We start from the raw sequence: 19,019 nt of genomic DNA, 5'->3' as shown, positions 1-19,019 counted from the left end.
TCTTCAGCGCCGGTAAAGGTCTTCGGTGTTGAGAAAGGCGCGGAGCCCCTCGGGCGTGGCGGTGCGGATCGCGTCGTCCTCCGCCGCCGGTACGCCGCGCCAGGCGGTCGCGCGCAGCGGCGTGACGGTGAAGTCGGGCCGTTCGTCGAGCACATGCGGACAGTTGGCGAGCACCACGATCAGCTCCATCTCCGCACGCAGCAGCAGCGCGCGGCCGGGCACGAACGGGCCGAGATCCGGCTCGGTGGTGCCGTCCTCGGCGATGCGCACGCCCTTGAACCAGGTGATGCACGGGTGGACGTCCTTGCGGCCGAGGCCGTGCTTCGCCACGCCGAGCATGAAGCGGTCGCGTGCGTTCGGGTGCGCGCCGTAATTCTTGCCCTCGCCGTAAGCGCGCGCGTTGGAAGCTTCGTTGGAGGCGCCGCAAAATGCGTCATGCGTGCCCGCCTCATCCTCCAGGATGGTCATCATCACCCGGCCCATGTCGGACAGCAGCAACCGGTCCGCGCCGAGGTAGCCGTTCCACTGCACCTTGAGCGTATCGGCGACGTTCAGCCGCTCGGTCGGCGTTTCGGCGTTGAACAGCAGCATCGAGGCGCAGGCGTCCCCGGCGAGGTCGATCAGGCGCAGGCGCGTGCCGCGCGCGATCCGCCGCGAGGCGTAGCCGCCGGGTGCGATCGTCTCCTCCCACACCACGCCTTCGGGTGCGTCGTCGGCGGCCGGGGGCAGGATGGGCATGGCATCGACGCGGGTGCCGGCCATCGCGCGGGCGTGGTCGCGGGCGCCGTGCGGATCGGCGGTGCTGGTGGTCATGCGAGGTCTTTCTGTGGCAAGTCTGCGCCGTAGAGCGCCTCGACCAGCGCCGCTGGCGGCAGGGTCTTGCGGTCGAGCGGCAGATCGTAGGTGACGGTCGCGCCGAAGCGGTGCGGCGCGTGCGGATCGACCCGGCGCTTGTCGAAGGCGAGTACGCGGGTGCCGAGTTTGAACGCCTCGCCGATGTCATGCGTGACCATCACGATGGTCAGCCCGTGTTCCTGCCACAGCCGCGTGATGAGCGCGTGCATGTCGAGCCGGATGCCGGGATCGAGCGCGCCGAACGGCTCGTCGAGCAACAGGATGCGGGGGTGCTTCACCAGCGCCTGCGCGATCGCAAGCCGTTGCTGCATCCCGCCCGACATCTGTGCCGGGTACACGTCCAGACTGTGTTCGAGGCCGACCGCCGCGAGCATCTCGACCGCCGTGTCGCGTGCATCGCGCCGCTTAGACCCGAACAGCCGGACGGCGAACGGCGCCTGCGCACATTCGATGCCGAACATCACGTTGCGCAGTGCGGTGAGGTGCGGGAACACCGAATAGCGCTGGAACACGACGCCGCGATCGGGGCCGCACTCCGCACGCATCGGCGTGCCGTCGAGCAGCACCTGGCCGCGCGTCGGCGCTTCCTGGCCGAGGATCAGGCGGAGGAATGTGCTCTTGCCCGCACCCGACGGACCGACCACACCGACGAAGCTACCCTCGGCAAGCTGGAGGCCGACGCGCTCCAGCACGACCTTCTCGCCATATTCGACCCAGACGTTGCGGAGTTCGAGGAGCGCGCTCATCGGCCGGCTCCATGCGCCCAGGGGAAGCCGCGCCGGCTGATCAACAGCAGCAGCGCATCGGCGGCGATCGCCAGCAGCGAGATCCACGCGACGTACGGAAGGATGATGTCCATTGCGAAATATCGCCGCACCAGGAAGATCCGGTAGCCGAGCCCGACATCGGAGGCGACCGCCTCGGCGGCGATCAGGAACACCCACGCCGGCCCCATCGACAGCCGCAGCGCCTCGATCAGGCGCGGCATCAATTGCGGCAGCGCGACGCGAATGGCGAGCTGCCAACTGTTGGCGCCGAGCGTCTGCGCCTTGGCGAACTGCTCGGCGGGAAGGTTGGCGGTGAAGCTCGTCAGGTCGCGCACCATGAACGGGGCGATGCCGATCGCGATCAGCGCGATCTTGGAAGCCTCGTCTAGGCCGAGCGCGATGAACAGGATCGGCAGCACCGCGACCGGCGGAATGACGGCGATGACCGCGATCGCTGGGCCCAGTATGGCGCGCGCCAGCGGCACGACGCCGAGCAGCAGGCCGAGGATCAGCGCCGTCCCGGTCGCGATGGCGAGGCCGATGCCGAGCCGATAGAGGCTGGCGATCGTATCCGCGACCAGCACGATGCGGTCGGTTGCGGGATCGCGATCGGTGGTGAAGCCGTGAATCGCCTGCGCCATCGCGGAGAAGGTCGGCAGCACCTTGTCGGCGGGATTGTCGGCGTGGCGCGCCTCCGACGCGATCAGGTACAGCAGCAGCAACACGACGATCGGCAGCGCGCCGAGCAGCAGCCGCGCGCCCCGCGTCGGGCGAATGTCGACAAGCCGCCTCACAGCGCAGACTGCGCAGCGGCGGTGCGCGAACGCCCGTCGGTCAGGCTGTAGGACTGTCCTGGCAACACTTGCATCTCGGTTCCGTCATCCATCCCTGCTCGAACGGCACGAGGCTCCACCCACCGGAACGCGTGTTCCGGTGTCGCCCGCTCCGATATCTGAACCCGTTTACAGCTTTCCGTCCGCCGCCAGTTTCATGTAGCTCGGATCGAACCGAAGCTTCACGTTCTTGGGGTCGCCAAGCGCCTTGCCGCCGGGGAAGGTAATGCCGATCGCGTCGACCGACTTGGCGGTCGGGCCGAACAGGCCGTGCGCGAAGCTGAACCGGCGGACCCGGTCGGTGACGGTGATGAGATCGGGGTTCTGCGCATAGGCGACCGCGTCCTTTGCCTGCGCATAGAGGTGCGTCGTGTTGAGCTGATCGTCGAAGCTCGCCTCGCTCGTCCCCGCCGCCTTCGCCATCGCTGCGCGCGCGGCGCGTCCGGTGGCGTCGTTGCGCGTCATGATCGCCATCGTCTCGTACCAGATGCCGGCCAGTGCCTTGCCGAGGTTGGGGTTGGCCTTGAGCGTCTCAGTGCTGACGTTCATCGTGTCGAGGATCTCGTTCGGGATCTTCGAGCTGTCGAACACCTCGGTCGCACCGGGCATGGCGCGGACGCTGGCAAGCTGCGGGTTCCAGGTCGCGACCGCGTTCACGCTTGGCGAGGCAAAGGCGCCGACGATATCGGCATCTCCGGTGTTGACGGTCTTCACGTCGGAAAGCTTCAGGCCGTTCAGTTCCAGCCCGCGCGCGAGCAAGAAATGCGACACCGACAGCTCGACGAGCTTGACCGAGCGGCCCTTGATATCGGCCATGCTCTTGCCGTTCTTGAGCACGACGCCGTCGTTGCCGTTGGAATAGTCCCCGATCAGCAGGACCGTCGTGTCCTTCCCGCCCGCCGCCGGGATGGTGAGCGCATCCATCGTGGTCGAGACGACGCCGTCCAGCTTGCCGGCGGCATATTGGTTTACCGATTCGACATAATCGTTGACCTGCACGACGCGGATGTTGATGCCGTATTTGTCGGCCCACTTCTTCACGATGCCGGCCTGCTGCGCATAGGGCCAAGGCATCCAGCCGGTGTAGATCGACCAGCCGATCGCAAAGTCCTTCTTCGTGGCGGACGCGTCGGTGGAACCAGCCGGTTTGCCGCTGCACCCATTCAGCGACAGCGCGACGGTGATTGCCGCAACGCCCGCTAACACTGATCGACGCATCATTCGGCCTTCCCTTCTGTCCGGCTACCGATCCCCAAGTCGCGCCCTGCGCACCAGGATGTTCGGCAACATCAAGACATTACCCTTGCCGGCGATGTTGGCGGCTTGGGCATCATCGATAAAGACGCAAAATAATGATGAAAGGCATAGGTGGTATCTATGCCCTGCGCTGCGCACGGTGGCGGCGGAGCACTTCGTCGAGGAATAACTGCGTCGCGGTGTCGCGGGATGGCTCAGCGCGCGCGAGCAAAAAGATGTCGTAGGACGGCTCTGTATCGGCGTGGAGCAATGGCCATAAACGCCCCTTCGCCACCGCGTCGGCGGCGGCGAGCACCGGCAGGAAGCCGATCCCTACACCCAGGGTAATCAGGCGGATCGCCTCGTTGATATCCTCGGCGCGGCCGTTCTCCCGCGTGCCCAGCCGGTAGCGGCGACGTAGCCGGGTGATGGTGTCGAGTTCATCTTCCCCGGTCAGCACGAAACCTTCGTCCTTCAGTTCGCCCAGCCGGTCGACACGATGCCCGAACATCGGATGGCTGCGCGCGCAGTAAAGTTGCTGACGCTCCACGAACAGCGGCTCGTAGACCAGGCTGCTGCGCACGTTGCTGTCATAGCCGACGCCGATTTCGGCTTCGCCATGCTCCAGCGCATCGAGCACCGCGCGCCACGGCGACACGCGAATCTCGATGTGAATGTTGGGGTTGCGGCGGTGAAAACTGGCGATTGAGTCGTCGAACTCGGGAGAAGCGACCGCCGAGATCAGCTGGATGCGAACGATGCCTTCCACCCGCTTGGTCGCCTGTGCGACTTGGTGCGGAACCATGCGCGCCGCCTCCAGCATTTCCTCGCACAGGCCGAGCAACGCCGTGCCGGCCGCCGTCAACTCGACTCCTGAGGCGGATCGGCGCAGCAACTGCTCGCCAACCTGGTCTTCCAGACGTTTCAAAGCGGCGCTGATACTGGGCTGCTGCTTGTTCAGCCGCCGCGCCGCCGCGCCGATGCCGCCGGCGCGAACGATTTCCACGAAGGTCCGCAGCAGGTTCCAATCGACACGGCTGGCGAAGGTCTTGTCCGGTAAGGTTGCGCGATCGACCAACGTGTAGTCCCTGCGGTTGCTTGGCGGTGCACCTTAGCCGACCGCACCTTGCACGCAACGCCTCGGGCAGACGCACCACCGGCGATGCGAACGGTGGCAAGCTGTTGCGCAACCCAGACATTTCTCGTCAGCACGCGCTTATAAGTCGGATGACGTATGACGGACGCGTGAATATTCGGGCATTTTGAAGACCGCATTTGATCTGCGGGGACAACATGGACGGCATTCGCGTAGGCAAAAGGATCATCGGAGCGCAATCGCCCGTGACCATCGGCTGGGAGAACATTCCCAAGGTGGAGGGCGGGCCGGTGAAGCAGTTCGTCTTTACCTATTTCCAGCCGGTCGTGCTGTTCGCGCTGGTTGCGTTCTGGTTCTACGCGCCCAATTCGATCGCCAAGGCATCGACCGCGATCGGCATTCATATCGGGTTCACCGTGCTGTTGCTCGGGCTCGAATGGGTGAACCCGCGCTACGAAAGCTGGCGCTTGACGTGGAAGGAACTCGTCACAGACCTGTTCTATGTCGGTCTAGGCTACACGCTGCTCCGCATCGTCGACAGCTTCATCGGCAGCGATGTCATGGTGGAGGCTATCCAGCATTCGATCCACTGGGACAAGTTCGCATGGTTCATCGGGTTGCCGCTGCTAGTGCAGGCCTTCCTGATCTCGTTCCTGTTCGATTTCGGGCAGTATTGGATGCACCGCGGTATGCACAACTGGTACCCGCTGTGGCTGCCGCACTCGGTGCATCACTACATCACACAGTTGAACGTCAATAAAGGCGCGGTTGGCAATCCGGTGGAGTTGTTCCTGATCGGGCTCGGCATCGGCGGGTTCTTCGACTTCCTGCCGCGCGCCGCGCTGCTCGCCGGTGCGTTCGGCATGGCGATCGGCACCTATCAGCACATCAACGTGCGCTTCAATTCGCCGCGCTGGTGGCGTTTCTTGTTCAACACGACCGAACATCACAGCCTGCATCACTCGCAGGACTATGAGGCGAGCCGCAGCAATTTCTCCGGATCGTACATCTTCATCGACCGGATGTTCGGCACCTGCGTGGATGGTGAGGCTGAATTGCTCGGCATGGAGGGCGGGCGTCGCATGTCGATCCGCGAACAGATGACCTACCCGTTCACCGAAGGCTGGAAGACGCTCAAGGAGCGGTTCGCCAGTCAACCGGTGGCGGTGCCGGCCGAGTGACGGACCTGCTGCTCAAGCCATCGGTGGAAGATCTTGATACGGTGACGGCATGACCTCGCATTACATCGACTGGATCTGGAAAATTCGTGGCAATCTCACGCTTGCCCCTGGCCAGACCGGCGATGATGCCTTCGATCGGCTCGATCCGTTGTTTCGCCAGTCCGGAACCGCCCACAAGCGGACCGGGGAGACGCTGACCTTTCAGAAGAAGGATCAGGACGCGCAGGATAAGATGTCTGTGTTCGACGACGGCGTCTTACACATCGAACAACGCGGGGCCGAAGCGGTGCTGCGATATCAACTGACCAGCCGCGCCCTGTTGTTCTGCTTCCTGGCGCCGCTGCTGTTCCTCGCCATCGGCCAACTGACGCTCGTGGTGGGCAAGTACCAGAAGTCGTCGCACGAAGCATCGGACACGAAGAAGCCTGCGGTCAAAAAGCCCGATGTGCCGATGAACCCGATCGACAAGGCGCTTGGCGCCCCCGCACCCGAAAAACCCAAGAAAGACGGAAGCAAGCCCGAGGGGCGAAAGAAAAAACCGTCTGCCACGACCGCCTATGTCTTCGCGGGCATCTTCGCAGTCCTGTATCTGGTCGGCCGGGTTCTGGAGGACCGGTTGATCAAAGGCGTGTTCAAGAAGAAACTGTGGGATCTTTAACAAGATCGTACGACCAGGCGTAAGCTGCACACAGCATCGCACCCGCAGTACACCTCGCAACCGGCGTTGATGTAGCGACTGAAGCGGATCCAGCTTATGATCGGCGTCATCCGTGCGATCAAACTTCCGCGTCAGACACGAAGCTCTGAAGATCGACGTGAGCGTGCCGCGCAATTGAAAAAAGATCGAAGATGAACCGCATGCATGCTTACGCGCGTGCAGGACCGCGTTATGGTAGCGCGAACATACGTGGCCGATTGCGCGTAAACAGGGGAGCGATGACTATGAGCAAGGTGCGCGATCGTTTGGCGAGCGTTTCGCTAGCGGTGCTGGCGGCGACCTGCGCCTCGCATACCGCGGCCCAGATCTACCGCGACCCTACCCAACCGACAGAGGCGCGCGTCGACGATCTCGTCGGCCGCATGACGATCGAGGAGAAGGCCGCGCAGATGCAGAACACCGCGCCCGCCATCCCGCGGCTCGGCATCCCACCGTACGATTACTGGAACGAAGGGTTGCACGGCGTCGCCCGCGCGGGCGAGGCGACGGTGTTCCCGCAGGCGATCGGCATGGCGGCAAGCTGGGATCCGGCGCTGATGCTCGCCGAGGGGCAGACGATCGCGATCGAGGGCCGCGCCAAGTACAATCAGGCACAGGCTCAAAAGAATTATGACCGGTATTACGGGCTGACCTTCTGGTCGCCAAACATCAACATCTTCCGCGATCCGCGCTGGGGACGCGGTCAGGAAACGCTGGGGGAGGATCCGTACCTCACCGGCACCATGGCGGTGCCGTTCGTGCGGGGCTTGCAGGGCGATGACGCCAAATACCTCGAAGCGGTCGCGACGCCCAAGCATTTCGCGGTGCACAGCGGCCCCGAGCAATCCCGCCATCGCTTCAACGTCGACCCGTCGCCGCGCGACCTGTCAGAAACGTATCTGCCCGCGTTCCGTCGCGCGATCGTGGAGGGTCACGCTGAGTCGCTGATGTGCGCTTACAATGCGGTCGATACCAAGGCTGCTTGCGCGAACACGATGCTGCTGCAGGATACGCTGCGCGGCGCGTGGGGGTTCAAGGGGTTCGTGACCAGCGACTGCGGCGCGATCGACGATATCACCACCGGGCACCACAACAGCGCGACCAACCCGGAGGGCGCGGCGCTGGCGGTGAAGGCAGGGACAGATACCGGCTGCGATTTCAAGGACGAGATGCTCGATCTGCCGAAAGCGGTGAAGGCCGGATATCTGACCGAAGCGGATATGGACGTCGCGCTGAAGCGGCTGTTCACCGCGCGGATGAAGCTCGGCATGTTCGATCCGGCGGCGAACGTGCCGTTCTCGACCATCGGCATCGACCAGAACCACTCCGCCGCGCACCGCGCGCTCGCGCTGAAGGCGGCGCATGAATCGATCGTGCTGCTCAAGAACGATGGCGTGCTCCCGCTCGCGGCGGGCGCGCGCAGGATCGCCGTCGTAGGGCCGACCGCGGCGTCGCTCATCGCCCTGGAGGGCAATTACAACGGCACGCCCGTCGGTGCGGTGCTGCCGGTCGACGGCATGGCGGCGGCGTTCGGCGCGGACCGGGTCGTGTATGCGCAAGGGGCACCCTTCACCCAGGAACTTGCGGTGGCAGTCCCGCGCAGCGCCTTCCCCGGTGGCCTGACCGCGACCTTCTACAACAATCCGAACTTCAGCGGTACGCCGGTGGCGACGCAGCGCGTCAAGGAGATCGACGTCAACTGGGGCTCGATCGCGCCGGCAAGCGGGGTCGATCCGCGAACCTTCTCCGTACGGTGGAGCGGACAGATCGCGCCGCCCGCGGCCGGCGATTACCAGTTCGAGCTGGAACGCCGCGAACGGTGCGACGTCGGCAACGGGCTAGAACGCTACACCATCCATATCGAGGGCGCGCCTGACCAGAGCGTGACTGCCAAGTGCAATGGCCGCGCGCAGGATTTCGCACCGATGAAGGTGCATTTCGCCGACACCAGTCCGCGCGCGTTCCGCATCGATTTCGCGCATGAATCCTCGCGTGCGAGCGATGTCACCTTCGCGTGGAAACCGCCGCTGACGGCACTTCGGGACGAGGCGGTCCGTGCTGCGGCGCAGGCGGATGTGGTTGTCGCCTTCGTCGGCCTGAATGCCTGGCTCGAGGGCGAGGAGATGCCGCTCCACGTGCCGGGCTTCGCTGGCGGCGACCGCACGGGCATCGCGTTGCCGGCCGCGCAATCCGCGTTGCTCGACGCACTTGCCGCAACGGGCAAGCCGCTGGTGGTGGTGCTGCAAAGCGGCTCCGCGCTGGCGCTCGGCGCTCAGGAGGCCAAGGCCAGCGCGGTGCTGGAGGCGTGGTATCCTGGTGAAGCTGGCGGGCAGGCGATCGCCGACGTGCTGAGCGGGAAGATCAACCCCAGCGGACGTCTGCCAGTGACATTCTACGCCTCGACCGAGCAGTTGCCTGCCTTTGACGATTATCGGATGGCGAACCGCACGTATCGCTACTTCGCGGGCAAGGTGGAATATCCGTTCGGCCACGGGCTCAGCTACACGCGCTTCGCCTATGGCGCGGTGAAGCCGGTCAGCGGCAGCGTTGCAGCGGGGCAGGGTACCAGCGTGTCAACGACTGTCCGCAACACCGGCAAGCGGGCCGGTGACGAGGTCGCGCAACTCTATCTGTCGGTGCCCGGGCGTGAGGGAGCACCGATCCGGTCGCTCAAGGGGTATCAGCGTGTCCACCTCGCCGCCGGTGAGACGAAGACGCTGACCTTCCAGCTCGATCCTCGTGACCTCGCGATGGCGGACGCTACGGGCGCGATGGTGGCGAGCGCGGCGACTTACAATGTGTGGATCGGCGGCGGGCAGCCCGGAACCGGCGCGCCCGGTGCACAGGCGAAGTTCCGCGTTACGGGTACTGCGACGATGCCTCGGTAAGCGCGGTTACGGTCCGCGCGGGCATCGCCCGATCCGTCAGGCGGTGGACATCGGCGAAAGCTTCTCCATCTAGGTCGCTTGCACGGATAAGAGGAAGACCGGGATGGCATGGCGCAGGGTTGAGCAGGGTGGGGTCCCGGTCAATCGGCCCATCCTGGTCCGCACGATCGAAGGGGATGCGCCGGTGGTGGCGTTCCTCAGCAACGAGCAGATCTGGTATGCCGGCGGCGCGCTCGTGCAGAACTCCACCACCGTGCTGGGTGCGACGCCGACGGAGTGGTGCGAGCCGCAGGGAGAGGAGCGGCTGTAGGCGACGCCCGGTCGGCTTCCCCGCTTACGGGCGGTGCCCGGTCGTCCTACCGGACGCCGGGGCACTGCTCAGCCGATCGGTGCCACGTCCGGGTGCCATGCGTAGCCCGTACCATGCTTCACCACACGTCCAACACCGGGGAAGGGGAAGTGCGGCGAGAAGACGCGCTCTCCACTTTTGGCAAGCCGTGCCAGCCACGTCTCGCGGCTGCTCCGTCCCGTGATCCCGTCATTGTCGTAGCCGATGATCCACTCGGGATGGCCAAGCGAGACGATCGTGCTGTGCGCAAGGTCGCCGATGTCCATGAGCTGACTGCTGCCCGATCCGATCCGATAGCCGACGTGACCGGGCGTGTGCCCCGGCAGCGAAACCGCGACGATATTCGGCAGCACCGCCTTGCCGGGCTCGAAGGTCCGCACCCGTGGCGAGATCGCGGCTACGAGCGCCGGATCGCCTTTTTGCTGCATCCACGCCCATTCGGCGGCTGACATGTGGATCGTCGCCTTAGGAAACGCGAGCGCGCCGGTTGCGGTCACCAGGCCGCCGACATGGTCGCCGTGAGAGTGGGTGATCAACACGTCGTCGATCGTGCCTGGTGTCACTCCCGTCTTGGCGAGACTGCCGATCAGCGCGCCACCGACCTTGGGGCCGAGACCCGTGTCGATCAGGATGGTGCGGCCAGACTGCCGCACCAGAAGCGCATCGACCCCGAGCGTGACGGTGCCGGTCGGCGCGCCGGCGTCGGCAAGTGCTTTGCCGACCTGCTTTGCGCCGACGTCCTTGCCGAACACGGAACCATCGTTCGGAACGATGTTGAGCATGTCGCGCAGCGCAGTTACGGTGGAGCCGCCCATCCGGATCGAGACAGCCGCTGGTCCGGCCGGCGCTGGTGCGGCAATCCCCTGAGACGCGGACAGGAGCGCGACCAGCGTGCCGATTGAATGGTGAACTATGCGGCTCATGTTTCCTGCCCCATTTTGAAGTGCCGCTGACCGGCGACCACGGGATCGATACACGTAACGAGCCAATCGGGCACGTCTACTTTAACGCTGGGGGAAGAAGTCAGCACACGCCGTCCGCGACGTGCTTACAGGTAGATAGTGTCTTTGCCGTTACCGTAGCATGGCGCCGAGCACCCGCTCCGCGATCGACGTGTCGAAGGAGACGCCAAACCGCGAAGCCGCACTCCAGACCACGTGTGCCGCGCATTCCGTACCGAGCAGCTTTATCTTGACCGAAGCGCCGGTCGCCGGCGGCATCGCACTATGGACGAGCGCGCCTGTGGAGGAAATGTTGAGGATGTGTGCTCTTGCGGGCTGATGCTCGACGATGATTTCGACAGGCTCGAACAGCTTGTGCCGGCGCGCCACGCGGCCGGTGCTGACTGCTCCCGTTGTTCTGTTCGATCGTTGCATCGCGGCATCGTATCACGACTTTAGGCTCGCGATGCATATTATGCTTTTGTTAGGCACGATTGTCCGCGCTGCAGTGGCGGCCATCGTCCACGCCTTAGCGGAGGATGGCTGACATCCCGGAACGCTAGCGACTCAGCCTTGTGCCATGTGCGACGCCGGTTGCGGATATCATCCTATCGCTGGCGCTGCTCGGCAGACGCTTGCGATCGGGTGTGAGGTGGTGCGTGATCGCAACGATCCCGTGGACGATAGGGCTGCGCCGCTTGGCAAGAGCATGTTGGCTTAACCGCTCCTTAGCTACCTTCTGGCATAGAGCTTCGCAAGAAAAGGGAGTCGCTGTGTCTATCGCGTCCGGAGCCCACGAACAGTACGCCCAGGTTCCGTACACAACTGCGTCGCTCGACCTGGAGGCGCGACTGCGAACGTTTGGCCTCACCGCAGAGCGTCAAGAAACGTGTCGTTTGATGTGGAGCATCTTCGAACCGGACGCTCACAAGGTCGCCGAGACGCAGATCGATGGATGGAACGAGGTATTTCCTCCCGAGTACCGCGTCCAATCCGTTCATCGGGAAAAAGCGGTACGACAGATGATTGCGGACCTGCGGGATCGCTTTTCACAACCTGGCGGAGACGCGTGGGTCCGTCGGGCGAGAAAGAGAGTGGCGATCGCCTTTGAAGCAGGCGTAACGCTGACAACTCTCGTCGCGATCGGCGGCGTGACGGCGTCTTACATACAGGAGCTGCTTTCGCAGAAGCATGATTGCTCCAAGGATGAGCGACAATACATCAACGATGTGTTCCTGCGCCTCAGATCGCTCGAATGTGATGTCTATTCCTCCCTCTACATGTTCGCCATCGAGGACGAGGCACGCCGATCGCGCGAGCAGTTGGCCACGGAGTTCCGCGACGGTATCGCGGCTTCGGTCGAGACGACCGGCGAAGAGGGGCGTGCGCTTCGGTCACAAGCCGTGCGGAGTTCCGCTTCGGCGCGCGGCGTCCTCATCAAGGCGAGCGAAATCGCTGCCGCAGCCGAACAATCGGCAACCTCTATGCGAGAGGCAGCGCGCACGGCCGCAGGCCTGATACAGGCGATCGAGCGCACGCAGAACGAGGTTCAGGTCGCCGCGGCGATTTCCGATCGTGCCGCGACCCAGGCTGGGGAAGCCGTCGGCATGAGCGAGCGCCTGAGCGAGCACGCCCGATCTATCGACTCCATCTTGCAGTTGATCCGCGACATCGCCGGCCAGACCAACCTGCTGTCCCTTAATGCCACGATCGAGGCGGCTCGCGCCGGAGATGCCGGGCGCGGGTTCGCGGTTGTCGCTCAGGAGGTCAAGGCGCTCGCAAGCCAGACCGCTCGCGCTACCGACCAAATCGCTGCGCAGATCACCGCTATCCAGGTGGCGACACAATCAAGCGTACAGACCAATGCCTCTATTAAACTGACGGCTGGCGAAGTGCAGGATAGCGCGGATCGACTCCGTGAGGCGATGGGCATGCAGGCTCAGACGGTCACGGCGATCGCAGCATCGGTCGACGAGACCGCGCTGGCCGCCGCCCTGATGAGCGATACGATTGCTGCTGTGCGTGGTGATATCGATGAAGTGGCGAGTGAGATCGACGGGGTCGGTGACGGGCTACGGCGCCTCGATAGCCGGCTGGCGGAGCTGAAAAGCAGCGCAGGCGCCTTCGCAAGCAACGTTGCCGCCTGAGGTTGCGAAGGCTCCCCGAACCGGCGGTAATCCGAACGGTCGGCTGCCTTGCATGCGCTAGAAGAGGATCCGAATGGCATGATAGCCAGGCGCAGCATGCCGCCGCTTATGCCAGCTAAACGACTGCACGTTCCGGAAGCCACGCGCCGTGTATACCCGGCGGAATTCGGTGCGGGATGCGAATGGTTGCCACCGGCGGTTCCGTCACGGCGCGTGCGTTCAGGATCTCCAGCGCGGTGCTGCCCCCGTCGGCGTTGACCACAAAACCCATCAACCAGCCATCATCCTCATCCGCGCCTGGGAAGCGCGGCACGAACACGAACTCGCCTGCGACGCGACCGGGCCCGAATGCGTGCAGGCAGCGAACGTGCGTTTTCAGATCGTGCTTGATCAGCGGCGCCTCGCCAACCAGCGTCTCGGTAAGCTCCTCGGGGAGGCCGAGCGCATAGACGTAGCGATAGGCGCGGCCGGTGCGACGTTCATCGATCGTCGGCAGTTCCTGTGGAGCGGCGTCGATCGGATGCTGGTCGACCTTCCCCAAGACCGGATCGATCGTCCAACGCTCCAGCCCGCGAGGCTGCTCGTCCGGAGCGAGATTGTCGCTGGCGAACATGCGATCATAGGCGATCACGTCGAGCACGACGCGTCCGTCCGGCGAATCATAGGCATTGGCGGTGTGGAACACGAAGCAAGGATCGAGCGCGATCCAGCGGATATCCTCGGCGTTTCCGTCACGCGGCAGCAATCCGATCCGCGCCGGGTGTCGCGCATTCCAGCGGTACGGGAAGCCGTGTCCCGACAGGACCGTGCGCATCGACAGGGTGAGCGGTAGGTCCATGATGACGACGTAGCGCTGCGTGATCGCGCAGTCATGGATCAACGGCCCGTGCGAAACGGGAATTGTTATCGAGCGGCGCACCCGGCCGGCGACATCGACGACGTTGTAGCGGACGCGCTTTGGGTCGGTCGCCTCGTAACATAGGGCATGCAGTTCGCCGGTCGCCGGATCGCGGCGCGGGTGTGCGGTGAACGAGCCGGGCAACGTGCCGCCGAAGTCATCATAGCGTTGCGCCTCGAGATGCTCGTCGAACCGGACCGGTGTGCTGCCCGCCTCGACCAGCGCCCAACCGCTACCGGCATGATGCAGCACGCTGGTGTTGACGGTGTCGAACACGTGGCGCGGACCCGGCGCTGCGGGAACACCGCGTACCTTGGCCACTTCCTCGGAACGGATCCAGCGATTGCGATACCAAAGCGCGCGACCGTCCCGGATGCGGACGCCGTGGAGCATGCCGTCACCAGTAAAGAAATGGTAGGACCGGGGATCGGGTGCCGCCGGGTTCGGACCGATCCGCACGTAGCGCCCTTCGAGTTCGGGCGGGATCACGCCCTCGACCTCGAGGTCTTCGAGCGTGAACTCGGCGGTCATCGGCTGGTGGATGCCGGTGAGCAGGGGATGAGGCGCATCGCGGGGCGGTAGCCTGCGTCGGTTGAAAGAAGCGATGCCAGTAACGACCGGCGACAGCACGGCTCCAACCACGGCGTCGATACGCTCGGACCATCGCTCCGCTGCAGTCGCGGTTCGGGGCGCGGTCACCTTCCGGCCGCTTTTCGCACGGAGCAAACTGGGATGGGGTGACGCGCCGGCACAAGCGGCGAACACCTCAGGCCCTGCTCGGCCATCCTGTCGGAGGCGGGACCATAGATGCACATGAGTGAGCCCCTATCGGACGGGTATAATGAGCCGGCGCGTCGTTCACAGCATGTCGTACTTTACCTGTTCCGGCGCGAAGGACCATAGCATCGGTTGGTAGTCGGGCTGGGCCAGCTCGTTCCCACCGGTCAGCTCCATCCACAGACCCATCTCGCGCCTGCCAAGCAACTGCCGCTCGCCATCGTCAAGCATGACCACCTCGCCGTCCCGATAACTTTCGATCGGCTGCCAGTTGGGTTCCCAGGTCGTTCCGGCGGCGTCCTGTTCAGGATGATGGAACGCTGCGCCGGTGACCTGTTCATCCGGTGCGGCAGGAGCGTTATGGAGGCCGTCGCCTGGTGACCCCACGACGGCAGCGCGGTCGGATGGAGACAGAGCGGCGAAGTCAGAGGCAAGCTTCTCGTCGGTCATCGCATCGTTCCCGTCCAGACTGGAGATCAGGCGTGATTTCGCCAGATGTCCCCGTCTAAACGCCGACGCGTGCTACATGATCCGCAGGTCCGTCTTCTTACTACCGAGCCGTGACATGGGAGGCGATCACTAGGATCGGTGGCTCTCCACCCGGTGCCCGTGGCCGCGCCTGAAAAGAACGCGATGTTGCGCCATGGCGCTTCACCCCTCTGCCGGGTCGGCGCGCGGCAACTGTTCGGCGAGCGCCGCAATCGCTGCCCCGGTGAATGTCGTACCGGTTGCTCCGCCCACCCTGAGCGGATGCTCCGTCGTCAGTGTTGCCGCTGCCTTGTGCGCCGCGTCGAGGCCGAGCCAATCGCGTACCGCGCGTTCCAGGCTGGCGACCTCCGCAACGTCGCTGTCGCCGCGCGGCACGTCTGCCAAAGCGGCGCTCATCCGCCAGTCGATGTCCGAGTTCATCGCACCGTCGCCCCAGGTCGCCTCGGTCATGCTGGTCTCCTCATGTTCCACTTCGATTGTTCCCGATGCCACCGATATTCAACAGCGCCACGAACGGCAGAAATACACATCTGAGCCTGATCTTGAGCCGCGCCGGCGTGCCGGTCAATGCCAGCTCACCACCCGGGTGATCCTGTGCACCGGGAAGCATCAGCCCGAGGCGAAGCAAGCGCCGCTCGGATCAGTCCAGCAGACTGAGGTGACGGTCCAGGAGGAGGCCGCAGCACTTAAGACGGGGCCAGAGCGGTCAAGCCACCTGACGAAGTGCCGTCTGTCGCAGGCAGGCAACGAACTCGCTCTGGAGTTTGGTCGGGAACCAGTCGCGACGGGATATCACGCCGATCGTACGTGGCGTGTCAGGCACCTCGGACTCAATGCGAACGAGCGTGCCTGCGTCAATCTCTGCGCTCACCTGCGCGGTAGAGAGCAACGTCAGGAAGTCGCTGCGCGCCAGCACACCCCGGATCAGTGCGACGGATCCGCACTGGATCGGAGCCTTGGGCCGGGCTTTGCCGGATCGGTCGAACATCTTCTGCCAACGGTCGAGCAGACTGGAGGCGCGGCGCGACACGATCCACGGGTACGCCGCCAATTGCTCGAATCCGGCGACCGTCCCCGCCAGCGGATGCTCGGCGCGCCCGATGATGGTGAGGTTGTCGTCAAACAGCCGCTCCTGCAACAAATCGGCCGCCGGGCGATCGCGCAACGCCCCGATCAACAGGTCGATGCGACCGCTGCGCAGCAATTCCACCAGTTCGAGGTAAGACCCCTCGATCACATCGACTTCCACATCCGGCGTCGACTCCAGCAGGTTTGCCAGGGTCGCCGGCAGCAGGAGCGATCGCGACAGCGCCATCGCGCCGATCGCCAGGCGGCCGCCCACGTGACGGGCCTCCTCCATGGCGGCCGCCAATTCCGTCAGCGCGATCAGGAAACGGCGCGCAAGCCGTTCGCCCGATCGCGTCAGTTCGACGCCGCGGCCTTTCCGCTCGACCAGGGATGCGCCTGCGACGCGCTCGATGTCGCGGACCGCCCTGTGGAGCGATGGCGGTGAAATTCCGACCGCTTCCGCCGCCCTGGTAAAGCCGCCACTTTCCGCCAGCGCTGTCAAACCGCGAACATGCGCCATGGTCAGATAGCTTTCGAGCGGAACTCCCGTCGGTACTTTGCCCAGATTTCGGCACGCCCGTGCAAGATGGTTCAACGCCCGCCGCACGCGCGCGATGATCCGCTGCCCGTCCGTCGTCGCGACCACACCCGCTGCGCTCCGGTGGAACAGGGTTGCGCCGAACGCCCGCTCCAAACCGCCCAGCGCTTGCGTCAGCGCCGGTTGCGAAATCGACGCGGCCCGCGCCACCGCACTCACGCTGCCGCTTTCATCGATGGCGACGAGAAGGCGCAGGTGCCTGAGATTCAAGTCGAACGCATCCGTCATTTGTCATTCTTAGCCTGATCTTATGTCCCTCCGATAATCATATTTGTTGGACGCGACGCCAAGTGACAAAGCACGAAAAAGCGATATTCGTCCGGGAGGGCAGACCATGTCTCATCAGGCTACCATCGAACGCGACGGCGCGGCGGCGACCTCGCTGACCCGCCATCAAGGCCTGTTGGCATGGGTCGACGCGGTCGCCGCCAGGGCCAAGCCGGACGCAATCCACTGGTGCGATGGCTCCGACGCCGAGTGGGACCGGCTGGCCGCGCATGCGGTGGCGGCGGGCACGATCAGCCCGCTCAATCCGCGTATCCGGCCCAACTCCTTCTACGCACGGTCGGATCCGCGCGATGTCGCCCGTGTCGAGAGCCGGACCTTCATCTGCTCCGACATGGAACGGGACGCGGGACCGACCAACAACTGGGCGGATCCGAACGAGATGCGCGCCCGATTGGACACGTTGTTCGATGGCAGCATGCGCGGCCGCACTCTGTACGTGATCCCGTTTTGCATGGGGCCGCTCGGTTCGGACAAGAGCTTGATCGGGGTCGAAATCACCGACAGCGCGTATGTCGTCCTTTCAATGCGGATTATGGCTCGGATCGGAACGCCCGTGCTCGATCTGCTTGGCGATGACGGGTTTTTCGTGCGCTGCGTGCATTCGGTCGGCATGCCGCTCGCGACCGGACAGCGCGATGTCGCATGGCCATGTAACGAAGAAAAGTGGATCGTGCATTTCCCTGAGACGCGCGAAATCTGGTCCTATGGTTCGGGCTATGGCGGCAACGCCTTGCTCGGCAAGAAATGCTTTGCCCTGCGCATCGCCAGCGTGATGGCGCGGGATGAAGGCTGGCTTGCCGAGCACATGCTGATCCTGAAGCTCACCAGCCCCGAGGGCGCGGTGCATTACGTCGCGGCGGCATTCCCGAGCGCGTGCGGCAAGACCAACCTTGCCATGCTTGAACCGGCAATCCCGGGCTGGACCGCAGAGACGGTCGGCGACGACATCGCCTGGATGCGGTTCGGCACGGACGGCCGGCTGTACGCGATCAATCCGGAAGCCGGGTTCTTCGGCGTCGCACCCGGCACCGGCCCCGGCACAAACCACAATGCGATCGAGACGCTGACCGGAAATTGCATCTTCACCAACACTGCATTGACTGCCGATGGCGATGTCTGGTGGGAGGGTCTGACCAAGACACCGCCGGAGGGGATGACCGACTGGACCGGAGCGCCGTACGACCCCGCCAGCGGCAAGCCCGCGGCGCATCCCAATGCGCGTTTCACGGTTCCTGCCGCGCAATGCCCGGTCATCGCGCCCGAATGGGACAGCCCGGAAGGCGTGCCGATTTCCGCCATCCTGTTCGGTGGGCGCCGGGCGACGGCGGTCCCGCTGGTCAGTCAGGCATTCGATTGGGAACATGGCGTCTACCTCGCCGCGAACATCGCGTCCGAAGGAACGGCGGCGGCGGAAAATGCAGTGGGCGCGTTGCGGCGCGACCCGTTCGCGATGCTGCCTTTCTGCGGCTACCATATCGCGGACTATTTCAACCACTGGCTGCGGATCGGCGCGAGTGCGGAGTCGGATGCGTCGGTGCTGCCCAAGATCTTCCTGGTAAACTGGTTCCGCAAGGATCAGGCCGGTAAGTACATCTGGCCCGGCTTCGGCGACAACGCCCGCGCGCTGAAGTGGATCGTCGAACGCTGTGAAGGCCTCGTCGAGGGGACTTCCACCGCAATCGGGCTCGTTCCTGCAGCGGACGAACTGGATCTGACCGGTCTTGATCTCACCGCCGGGCAACTCTCCGAACTGCTCGGTGTGGACGCGGCGGTCTGGGTCGGCGAGGCAGAGCGCAACCGGGCGTATATCGACGGGTTGGGGGATCGGTGCCCGGCCGCGCTGCTGCGGCAGCAGGACGCACTCGAGGTCAGGCTGGCGGCATTGTGATGCACCCCTGCGGTGCCGCTCGA

At 64.6% G+C, this 19,019-nt stretch carries 17 protein-coding genes; 6 read left to right on the top strand and 11 right to left on the bottom strand.

Annotation, left to right across the window (positions count from 1 at the left end; genetic code table 11):
• Positions 1–3: 3 nt before the first annotated feature.
• The 5 genes from OXR00_RS07140 to OXR00_RS07120 form a co-directional block, all read right to left on the bottom strand.
• Positions 4–813 (bottom strand): urea amidolyase associated protein UAAP1, encoded by an 810-nt coding sequence (locus tag OXR00_RS07140; RefSeq protein WP_267387441.1) that lies wholly within the window; start codon positions 811–813, stop codon positions 4–6.
• Positions 810–1,601 (bottom strand): ABC transporter ATP-binding protein, encoded by a 792-nt coding sequence (locus tag OXR00_RS07135; RefSeq protein ID WP_267387440.1) that lies wholly within the window; start codon positions 1,599–1,601, stop codon positions 810–812. The genes OXR00_RS07140 and OXR00_RS07135 overlap by 4 nt, the downstream gene beginning before the upstream one ends.
• Entirely contained in the window at positions 1,598–2,416 is an 819-nt protein-coding gene (locus tag OXR00_RS07130) for an ABC transporter permease subunit (RefSeq protein WP_267387439.1), read from the bottom strand. The genes OXR00_RS07135 and OXR00_RS07130 overlap by 4 nt, the downstream gene beginning before the upstream one ends.
• A gap of 168 nt (positions 2,417–2,584) precedes the next feature.
• Positions 2,585–3,676, bottom strand: coding sequence for a putative urea ABC transporter substrate-binding protein (locus tag OXR00_RS07125; protein ID WP_267387438.1), 1,092 nt, complete (start codon positions 3,674–3,676; stop codon positions 2,585–2,587).
• Between the two features lie 154 nt (positions 3,677–3,830).
• The gene (locus OXR00_RS07120; RefSeq protein ID WP_267387437.1) at positions 3,831–4,769 is read right to left on the bottom strand and encodes a LysR family transcriptional regulator; all 939 of its coding nucleotides are present in this window, start codon (positions 4,767–4,769) and stop codon (positions 3,831–3,833) included.
• Between the two features lie 215 nt (positions 4,770–4,984).
• Here OXR00_RS07120 and OXR00_RS07115 point away from each other — a divergent pair, with 215 nt between their 5' ends.
• The 4 genes from OXR00_RS07115 to OXR00_RS07100 all read left to right on the top strand — a co-directional run bounded on the left by OXR00_RS07115 (position 4,985) and on the right by OXR00_RS07100 (position 9,863).
• Positions 4,985–5,968, top strand: a complete 984-nt coding sequence (locus OXR00_RS07115; protein WP_267387436.1) for a sterol desaturase family protein — start codon at positions 4,985–4,987, stop codon at positions 5,966–5,968.
• Between the two features lie 49 nt (positions 5,969–6,017).
• Complete coding sequence (locus OXR00_RS07110; protein ID WP_267387435.1) at positions 6,018–6,626, top strand: hypothetical protein; 609 nt, start codon at positions 6,018–6,020, stop codon at positions 6,624–6,626.
• Positions 6,627–6,910: 284 nt separating this feature from the next.
• Positions 6,911–9,553 (top strand): glycoside hydrolase family 3 C-terminal domain-containing protein, encoded by a 2,643-nt coding sequence (locus OXR00_RS07105; RefSeq protein ID WP_267387434.1) that lies wholly within the window; start codon positions 6,911–6,913, stop codon positions 9,551–9,553.
• A gap of 103 nt (positions 9,554–9,656) precedes the next feature.
• On the top strand, positions 9,657–9,863 hold the full coding sequence (locus tag OXR00_RS07100) for a hypothetical protein (protein ID WP_267387433.1): 207 nt from the start codon (positions 9,657–9,659) through the stop codon (positions 9,861–9,863).
• Positions 9,864–9,931: 68 nt separating this feature from the next.
• Here the strand turns inward: OXR00_RS07100 and OXR00_RS07095 are convergent, their stop codons facing one another.
• Together OXR00_RS07095 and OXR00_RS07090 are read right to left on the bottom strand one after the other, a co-directional pair.
• Positions 9,932–10,825 (bottom strand): MBL fold metallo-hydrolase, encoded by an 894-nt coding sequence (locus OXR00_RS07095; protein ID WP_267387432.1) that lies wholly within the window; start codon positions 10,823–10,825, stop codon positions 9,932–9,934.
• Between the two features lie 150 nt (positions 10,826–10,975).
• Positions 10,976–11,233, bottom strand: coding sequence for a PilZ domain-containing protein (locus OXR00_RS07090; RefSeq protein ID WP_267387431.1), 258 nt, complete (start codon positions 11,231–11,233; stop codon positions 10,976–10,978).
• Positions 11,234–11,616: 383 nt separating this feature from the next.
• Between OXR00_RS07090 and OXR00_RS07085 the strand changes: the two genes are divergently transcribed.
• Positions 11,617–12,990, top strand: coding sequence for a methyl-accepting chemotaxis protein (locus OXR00_RS07085; protein ID WP_267387430.1), 1,374 nt, complete (start codon positions 11,617–11,619; stop codon positions 12,988–12,990).
• A gap of 115 nt (positions 12,991–13,105) precedes the next feature.
• On the opposite strand, the gene OXR00_RS07080 is transcribed toward OXR00_RS07085, so the two are convergent.
• From OXR00_RS07080 to OXR00_RS07065, 4 genes are all read right to left on the bottom strand, one after another.
• A complete protein-coding gene (locus OXR00_RS07080; RefSeq protein ID WP_267387429.1) occupies positions 13,106–14,587 on the bottom strand; it encodes a carotenoid oxygenase family protein in 1,482 nt (493 codons plus the stop codon).
• Positions 14,588–14,746: 159 nt separating this feature from the next.
• Complete coding sequence (locus OXR00_RS07075) at positions 14,747–15,115, bottom strand: hypothetical protein (protein ID WP_267387427.1); 369 nt, start codon at positions 15,113–15,115, stop codon at positions 14,747–14,749.
• Positions 15,116–15,316: 201 nt separating this feature from the next.
• Positions 15,317–15,604, bottom strand: a complete 288-nt coding sequence (locus OXR00_RS07070; RefSeq protein WP_242147280.1) for a hypothetical protein — start codon at positions 15,602–15,604, stop codon at positions 15,317–15,319.
• A 256-nt stretch (positions 15,605–15,860) separates the two neighbouring features.
• A complete protein-coding gene (locus tag OXR00_RS07065) occupies positions 15,861–17,048 on the bottom strand; it encodes a LysR family transcriptional regulator (protein WP_267387426.1) in 1,188 nt (395 codons plus the stop codon).
• Between the two features lie 106 nt (positions 17,049–17,154).
• On the opposite strand from OXR00_RS07065, the gene OXR00_RS07060 reads away from it, so the two are divergent.
• Positions 17,155–18,996, top strand: a complete 1,842-nt coding sequence (locus OXR00_RS07060; protein WP_267387425.1) for a phosphoenolpyruvate carboxykinase (GTP) — start codon at positions 17,155–17,157, stop codon at positions 18,994–18,996.
• Positions 18,997–19,019 lie beyond the last annotated feature (23 nt).

Source organism: Sphingomonas sp. GC_Shp_3, assembly GCF_026540945.1.
Lineage (GTDB): Bacteria > Pseudomonadota > Alphaproteobacteria > Sphingomonadales > Sphingomonadaceae > Sphingomonas.
This window is presented reverse-complemented; position numbering and strand designations above follow the sequence as displayed.

Coding starts and splice junctions, on each gene's coding strand:
- OXR00_RS07140 (WP_267387441.1), bottom strand. CDS start 813: ATGACCACCAGCACCGCCGATCCGCACGGCGCCCGCGACCACGCCCGC.
- OXR00_RS07135 (WP_267387440.1), bottom strand. CDS start 1,601: ATGAGCGCGCTCCTCGAACTCCGCAACGTCTGGGTCGAATATGGCGAG.
- OXR00_RS07125 (WP_267387438.1), bottom strand. CDS start 3,676: ATGATGCGTCGATCAGTGTTAGCGGGCGTTGCGGCAATCACCGTCGCG.
- OXR00_RS07115 (WP_267387436.1), top strand. CDS start 4,985: ATGGACGGCATTCGCGTAGGCAAAAGGATCATCGGAGCGCAATCGCCC.
- OXR00_RS07110 (WP_267387435.1), top strand. CDS start 6,018: ATGACCTCGCATTACATCGACTGGATCTGGAAAATTCGTGGCAATCTC.
- OXR00_RS07105 (WP_267387434.1), top strand. CDS start 6,911: ATGAGCAAGGTGCGCGATCGTTTGGCGAGCGTTTCGCTAGCGGTGCTG.
- OXR00_RS07100 (WP_267387433.1), top strand. CDS start 9,657: ATGGCATGGCGCAGGGTTGAGCAGGGTGGGGTCCCGGTCAATCGGCCC.
- OXR00_RS07095 (WP_267387432.1), bottom strand. CDS start 10,825: ATGAGCCGCATAGTTCACCATTCAATCGGCACGCTGGTCGCGCTCCTG.
- OXR00_RS07075 (WP_267387427.1), bottom strand. CDS start 15,115: ATGACCGACGAGAAGCTTGCCTCTGACTTCGCCGCTCTGTCTCCATCC.
- OXR00_RS07070 (WP_242147280.1), bottom strand. CDS start 15,604: ATGACCGAGGCGACCTGGGGCGACGGTGCGATGAACTCGGACATCGAC.
- OXR00_RS07065 (WP_267387426.1), bottom strand. CDS start 17,048: ATGACGGATGCGTTCGACTTGAATCTCAGGCACCTGCGCCTTCTCGTC.
- OXR00_RS07060 (WP_267387425.1), top strand. CDS start 17,155: ATGTCTCATCAGGCTACCATCGAACGCGACGGCGCGGCGGCGACCTCG.